This window comes from Pseudomonas sp. HMWF006, assembly GCF_003061205.1.
GTDB lineage: Bacteria > Pseudomonadota > Gammaproteobacteria > Pseudomonadales > Pseudomonadaceae > Aquipseudomonas > Aquipseudomonas monsensis.
The window spans coordinates 1-6,188 of record NZ_QAIU01000604.1; the positions used below are offsets into that span (position 1 = coordinate 1).

Here is a 6,188-nt window from a genome sequence, read left to right on the forward strand (position 1 = left end):
GTGTATGGCGAGGCAGGTCACGAGTGACCGGTTGGCGACTGCTGCTGACGCGCCCCGCCGAAGATTGCGCGGCGCTCGCCGAGACGTTAGCAGGGCAGGGGGTTTTCAGCAGTTGCCTGCCGCTTCTGGACATCGTGCCGCTGCCGGTCTCTGACAAAATCCGTCAGGCGATTGCGCAGCTGTCGGGCTGCAGCGCGGTGATCGTGGTCAGCAAACCGGCAGCGCGCATTGCGGTCGACCTGCTCGATGCCGGTGGCCCGCCCATGTTGGCGATGCCGTGGTTCAGCGTGGGCGCGGCGACCGCGCAGATTCTGCGCGACCGTGGCCTGGACGTGCACTGCCCGGACACTGGTGATGACAGCGAAGCGTTGCTGCAGTTGCCGCGTCTGCGCGAGGCGGTCAGCCAGTCCGGTGCGCGAGTACTGATCCTGCGCGGCGAGGGCGGCCGCGAGTTGCTCGCCGAGCGTTTGCGCACGCTTGGTGCTAGTGTCGAGTATCTGGAATTGTATCGTCGTGAGCTGCCAGCCTATGCCGCGCAAGAATTGCCGCGGCGGATTGAAGCGGAACGCTTGAACGGGCTGGTGGTCAGCAGTGGACAGGGTTTCGAGCACCTGCGCCAGATGGCCGGCGATGCCTGGCCGGCGATAGCGCAGTTGCCGTTGTTTGTTCCAAGCCCAAGAGTCGCCGAGCTGGCACGTGCCGCCGGGGCCCAAACAGTTGTGGATTGCCGTGGCGCGAGTGCCGCGGCTTTGCTGACGGCGTTACGGGAGCATCCCGTGCCCGTTCTCTAATGCAAAGGATGGATACGTGAGCGAAACAGCCTTGCCTAAAGATGATGTCCAGCCTGTGATCGAGACTCAGGTTGAAACGCCACCGCCGGCCACCGAGCCGCGCCGAGGCAATGGATTGGCGATCGTCGCCTTGTTGCTCGGCGCCGCCGGCGTCGCGATTGGTGGCTGGGGTGTCTGGCAGGTACGTCACCTGCAGACCAACACGCAACAACAGTCGGGCCAGGTGCAGGCGTTGAACGATCAGGCACAGAGCCTGAAACTCAACGAACAGCGCCTGACCGAACGCCTCGCGCAGTTGCCGGGTGCCGATGAACTGGCTGATCGACAGCGTCTGGTGACTCAACTGCAGGGTGATCAACAGCGCCTCAATCAGCGTCTGGAAACGGTCCTTGGCGCCAGTCGCAAGGATTGGCGCCTGGCTGAGGCCGAGCACTTGCTGCGTCTGGCCAGCCTGCGTCTGTCGGCGTTGCAGGACATCAGCAGCGCACAGGCATTGGTCCAGGGCGCCGATGAAATCCTGCGTGAGCAGAACGACCCCGGATCGTTCGCCGCCCGTGAGCAAGTGGCGAAAACTCTCGTCGCCCTGCGAAGCACCGAGCAGCCGGATCGCACCGGATTGTTTCTGCGTATTGGTGCCCTGCGCGATCAGGTCATCAGCCTCACCGAGCTGGCGCCGGAGTACAAGGATCGCGGCGAGTCGCTGCTGGGCCTGACGTCCGATGGTGACGGCGCCAGTCGCTGGGCGCAGTGGTGGGATCAGATCTCGCGCTACATCCGCATTGATTTCAACGCCGACAAGAATGTGAAGCCATTGCTGGCCGGTCAGAGCCTGAGCCAGGTCCGCCTGGCCCTGAGCCTGGCGCTGGAGCAGGCGCAGTGGGCCGCGCTCAATGGTCAGGCGCCGGTTTACACCCAGGCGCTGGCCGAGGCGCGTGACGTGCTCAAGGGCAATTTCAACCCGGACAATCCGCAGAGCAAAGTGATGCTCGAACAGGTCGCCGAGCTGAGCAAGGCACCGGTCACGGTCGCCACGCCGGATCTGGCCGGCACGTTGAGTGCGGTTCAGGCTTATCTTGAGCGGCGTAACGTCAACGCCGAAGAGTCGGTGAAACCCTTCGCCAAACCTGCTGCCAGCACTGCGCAGGAGGCCACGCCATGAAACGCCTGTATGTGATCGTGTTTCTGGTGATCGCCGCGACGGCGGCGTTGGGGCTGGCGATTGCCGAGCATTCCGGTTACGTGCTGGTCGCCTACAAGAGCTTCCGCTATGAGTCGAGCCTGTGGGCGACTCTTGCGGTGATCGCAGTGTTGTGGCTGGTGATCTGGGGGATCAAGGCACTGGTTGAACTGGTCATGACCTCCAGCGGCGTGGTCAACCCGTGGTCGCGACGCAACCGCAGCCGTCGCGTGCAAGTGGCGATCGAACATGGTCAGCTGGATCTGGCGGAAGGTCGCTGGGCCAGCGCGCAGCGTCATCTTTACCGCGCCGCCGAAGCTGAACGCCAACCGTTGCTGTATTACCTCGGCGCGGCCCGGGCGGCCAACGAGCAAGGCCATTACGAGGAGTGCGATCGCTTGCTGGAACGGGCGCTCGAACGCCAGCCTCAGGCTGAGTTGGCGATTGCCTTGAGCCATGCACAGTTGCAGACCGATCGCGGCGATACCGAGGGCGCCCTGGTGACCCTGCAAGCGATGCACGAACGTCATCCACGCAATGCGCAGACGTTGCGGCAATTGCAGCGTCTGTATCAGCAACGTGGCGAATGGTCGGCGGTGATTCGTCTGTTGCCGGAGCTGCGCAAGGACAAAGTCCTGCCGCCGTCCGAACTGGCTGAGCTGGAGCGCCGCGCCTGGGGCGAAAACCTGTCGCTGGCGGCGCACCGTGACGAGGACGGCAGCGTGGGCCGGCAGTCGCTGCAGCGGGCCTGGGAACAGCTCACCTCTGCCCAGCGTCAGGAGCCGCCGCTGGTGCTGGCGTACGCCGAGCAGTTGCGTCAGTTGGGGGCTCAGGTCGAGGCTGAAGAAGTCCTGCGCACGGCGCTGAAGCGCAAGTACGACAGCCATCTCGCCCGGCTTTATGGTCTGGTGCGCGGCAGTGATCCTGCGCGCCAGCTGCAAACCGCCGAAGGCTGGCTCAAGGAGCATCCGGGCGACCCGAGCCTGCTGCTGACTCTGGGACGTCTCTGCCTGCAAACCAGTCTTTGGGGCAAGGCCCGGGATTATCTGGAAAGCAGCCTGCGCGTGCAGCGCAATCCGGAAACCTGTGCCGAGCTGGCCCGCCTGCTTGCGCAACTGGGCGATACCGAGCGCAGCAATCAGTTGTTTCAGGAAGGGCTTGGTCTGTTGGATGAGCGCTTGCTGGCCGCGCCGTTGCCGGCTCCGGTGCATGCCTGAAGACACGAGGGAGGCCTCTCCCTCGTTGACCGTTTACGACCGAAATTCAACTTCAGCCAGCGTCCTGGATAAAGTCCTACAGAGGGCTTCATCCTTTCCTCTTGAACCTGTCGGGTTTTCCCTACACCTCTGGTGAACTGTCGTCAGGACCTCGTCTTGAAAGGCTGACACGCTTTCCTCTACCGTTACAGCCTGTCTCCACTGTTACGGAAAAGCCATGTCGTTGGCCTGCTCACGCTCCTTGTTTTTCATGGCTTTCACTGCGGGGGCCTTTGCTCTGGGAGCTTCCTATTATCTTGAATACGCGGTCGGTCTGGCGCCGTGCAGTCTATGTCTGGTGCAGCGGTTGTTTCTTACGCTGCTGTGCGTGTGCTGCGGTCTGGCGGCGGTGCATGGCCCCAGGCGTGTTGGCTTGTGGCTTTACTGGCTGCTGGTGCTGTGCGCGAGTCTGGGCGGCACCACGGCGGCCTGGCGCCAGGTGCTGATACAAAGCGATCCGGTGCTGCAACTGGACAATTGTGCTCCGGCGGCCGAGACGCTGTTCAGTGGACTGTCGTGGATCTGCGCATTGCAACGAATGTTTAACGGCGGCACTGATTGCGCCGAAATTTCCTGGACGCTGTTCGATCTGAGTCTTCCGGAATGGAGTCTGTTGTTCTTTGTCGCGGTGTCGATTCTTGCGGTCTATCAAATGTTACGGCTGGTCTGGGGCGCTCTGCAGCGACCGCTCAGCGGCGAAGCGTCGCACCGGGGGGGGCTGCGGGATTAAACACTTGTATGAACTTTATCTCCTGCGTACCTTGAAGCCATAGGCGTGCGGGCATAATCTGGCCCGCACGTGTCATTGGATTTATGTTGCTCGATGACGCTCTGCCCGGCCGTCCCCCAAGCCAAAATCAAAAGCGGGGCGCGGGTGTAGAGCAGCATGACCCACAAGGGAAGAGAGATTGCCATGCTCGAAAGTTGTCAGAATGCTCAGGAACGTTGGGGTGGAGTTCATCTGCTGATCGACCGCTGGTTGCAGGAGCGTGAGGAGCTGATTGGCGCCTACGACAAACTCGGTGCACAGCCTGAGTCGTTGTCCGAGAGCCGTAAGCCTTTGCAGGAATTCTGCGGCGTGCTGGTTGATTACGTGTCGGCCGGGCATTTCGAAATCTATGAACAGCTGACGGGCGAAGCCAAGGCGTTCAACGACAAGCGTGGCCTGGAACTCGCCGAGACGATCTACCCGCGTATCGACGTCATCACCGAGAAGCTGCTCGCGTTCAATGATCTGTGCGATGCCGGCAAATGCGTTGCCGAGAAATTCAAGGAGCTCGGTGGCCTGCTCCACGAACGCTTCGAACTTGAAGACTGCCTGATTGAAGTGCTGCATACGGCACACAAGGAAGAGGATCCGGTTCAGGCCTGATCCGAACCCTGATCAAAAAAACGGTGCGCCCCAAGCGCGCCGTTTTTTATTGCCTGATCAACTGGTCGCGCCGCGTAATTCCACTTCAAACACCAGTGGTGTAAACGGTGCGATCAAGTCGCCGGCGCCATCAGCGCCATAGGCCTGATCCGATGGAATCACCAGTCGCCATTTCGCCCCTACCGGCATGTTCTGCAACGCGGTGCGCCAACCGGCAATCACGCTGTCGAGGTTGAACCATTGTGGCTGAGTGTTCTGATCGAACACGGTGCCGTCCGGCAGTCGACCGACATACAGCACCTGCACTTTTCCATCGGGGCCGGCCTTGGCGCCAGTGCCCGGTGTCAGCTCGGTGAGCAGGATGCCGTCAGCCAGTTCCTTCACACCCGGTTTGGCTTTTTCAGCGGTGAGGAAACGTTGCTCGTTTTCCATCGCGACGTCGCTGGAGTTCTGTGAAGCGTGCTCGGCGTTTTGCGATTCATGATCGGCAAGGATCTGTTCGATTCGCGCTTCGCTCAGCGCCAGCGGCTTGCCTTGATAAGCCTGCTGCAAGCCTTCGACCAGTGCCTGAATCTGCAGTTGCGGGACTTCCTGGCGTAGCCGTTCACCGAGGCTGGCACCCAGGCTGTAAGCCAGATCGTGAGCGTCATTCGCGGTGGTTTTTTCGTCAGCGTGGACTGCGGAAAAAACCAGGCAGAGGGATAAAAAAAAGTAGCGCGACATGGGCACTCTCCGTCCTGAGATGCGGTGGATTATGCCAGCGCAAACGACTGCAACGGTGAACTGCTTTTGCCTTTGCGCAGAACATTTTCGCTTCGGTGCAACGCAACGCAAACGATACTGTCAAGATGCCCTAGCGGCGGTAACTGCAGAGGTCTAGTATGAGCCGCACCCACGTCAGCCAGGAGGTAAACCATGTCGGCCACCAAGAAGCCTGTAAATACTCCGTTGCACTTACTCCAACAACTCTCGGGCAGCCTGCTCGAGCATCTGGAAAACGCTTGCTCCCAAGCCTTGGCTGATGCTGAAAAACTGCTCGCCAAACTGGAAAAGCAACGCGGCAAGGCGCAAGAAAAACTGCACAAATCCCGCACCAAATTGCAGGACGCAGCCACTGCCGGTAAAGCCAAGGCACAGAACAAAGCCAAGGCTGCGGTGAAAGAACTGGAAGACCTGCTCGATGCTTTAAAAGAGCGTCAGTCCGACACTCGCAGCTACATTCTGCAACTCAAGCGCGATGCTCAGGAAAGCCTGAAACTGGCCCAGGGTGTGGGTCGCGTCCAGGAGGCAGTGGGTAAAGTGCTGACTTCCCGTGCAGCCAAACCCGCAGCAGCACCGGCGAAGAAAACCGCAGCCAAACCTGCTGCAGCCAAACCTGCTGCAGCTAAACCTGCTGCAACCAAGGCGCCAGCGAAAACGGCTGCTGCCAAACCGGCGGCTAAAGTTGCTGCAAAAGCACCCGTGAAAGCGGCTGCCAAACCTGCTGTGAAAAAACCGGCTGCGGCCAGCGCTGCGAAGCCGGCTGCTAAAACCACCGCTGCAAAACCAGCTGCCGCTAAACCAGCCGCTGCCAAAGCCGCTCCGGCGAAAAC

General features: G+C 60.9%; 7 protein-coding genes. 6 read left to right on the forward strand and 1 reads right to left on the reverse strand.

Going from position 1 to position 6,188, the window contains the following annotated elements:
- Positions 1-23: 23 nt before the first annotated feature.
- The 5 genes from DBR24_RS28065 (at position 24) to rsd (ending at position 4,596) form a co-directional block, all read left to right on the forward strand.
- Complete coding sequence (locus DBR24_RS28065) at positions 24-791, forward strand: uroporphyrinogen-III synthase (protein ID WP_123469774.1); 768 nt, start codon at positions 24-26, stop codon at positions 789-791.
- Positions 792-807: 16 nt separating this feature from the next.
- Positions 808-1,950 (forward strand): uroporphyrinogen-III C-methyltransferase, encoded by a 1,143-nt coding sequence (locus DBR24_RS28070; RefSeq protein ID WP_123469772.1) that lies wholly within the window; start codon positions 808-810, stop codon positions 1,948-1,950.
- The gene (locus DBR24_RS28075) at positions 1,947-3,185 is read left to right on the forward strand and encodes a heme biosynthesis protein HemY (RefSeq protein WP_128616327.1); all 1,239 of its coding nucleotides are present in this window, start codon (positions 1,947-1,949) and stop codon (positions 3,183-3,185) included. Before DBR24_RS28070 ends, DBR24_RS28075 begins: the two co-directional genes overlap by 4 nt.
- 217 nt (positions 3,186-3,402) lie before the next feature.
- Entirely contained in the window at positions 3,403-3,954 is a 552-nt protein-coding gene (locus tag DBR24_RS28080) for a disulfide bond formation protein B (RefSeq protein WP_123469768.1), read from the forward strand.
- Positions 3,955-4,137: 183 nt separating this feature from the next.
- Positions 4,138-4,596 carry a sigma D regulator gene (gene rsd / locus DBR24_RS28085; RefSeq protein ID WP_123469766.1) on the forward strand — a complete coding sequence of 153 codons (459 nt, stop codon included), beginning with the start codon at positions 4,138-4,140 and terminating at the stop codon, positions 4,594-4,596.
- A 57-nt stretch (positions 4,597-4,653) separates the two neighbouring features.
- Here the strand turns inward: rsd and DBR24_RS28090 are convergent, their stop codons facing one another.
- Positions 4,654-5,319 carry an FKBP-type peptidyl-prolyl cis-trans isomerase gene (locus DBR24_RS28090; protein ID WP_123469764.1) on the reverse strand — a complete coding sequence of 222 codons (666 nt, stop codon included), beginning with the start codon at positions 5,317-5,319 and terminating at the stop codon, positions 4,654-4,656.
- Positions 5,320-5,511: 192 nt separating this feature from the next.
- Between DBR24_RS28090 and DBR24_RS34160 the strand changes: the two genes are divergently transcribed.
- A partial coding sequence (locus DBR24_RS34160; protein ID WP_256591923.1) for an AlgP family protein occupies positions 5,512-6,188 on the forward strand: 677 nt, incomplete at its 3' end.

What these genes read in the sequence shown, in the direction of transcription:
- DBR24_RS28090 (WP_123469764.1), bottom strand. Translation starts at nt 5,319, where the DNA reads ATGTCGCGCTACTTTTTTTTATCCCTCTGCCTGGTTTTTTCCGCAGTC.
- DBR24_RS28080 (WP_123469768.1), top strand. Translation starts at nt 3,403, where the DNA reads ATGTCGTTGGCCTGCTCACGCTCCTTGTTTTTCATGGCTTTCACTGCG.
- rsd (WP_123469766.1), top strand. Translation starts at nt 4,138, where the DNA reads ATGCTCGAAAGTTGTCAGAATGCTCAGGAACGTTGGGGTGGAGTTCAT.
- DBR24_RS28075 (WP_128616327.1), top strand. Translation starts at nt 1,947, where the DNA reads ATGAAACGCCTGTATGTGATCGTGTTTCTGGTGATCGCCGCGACGGCG.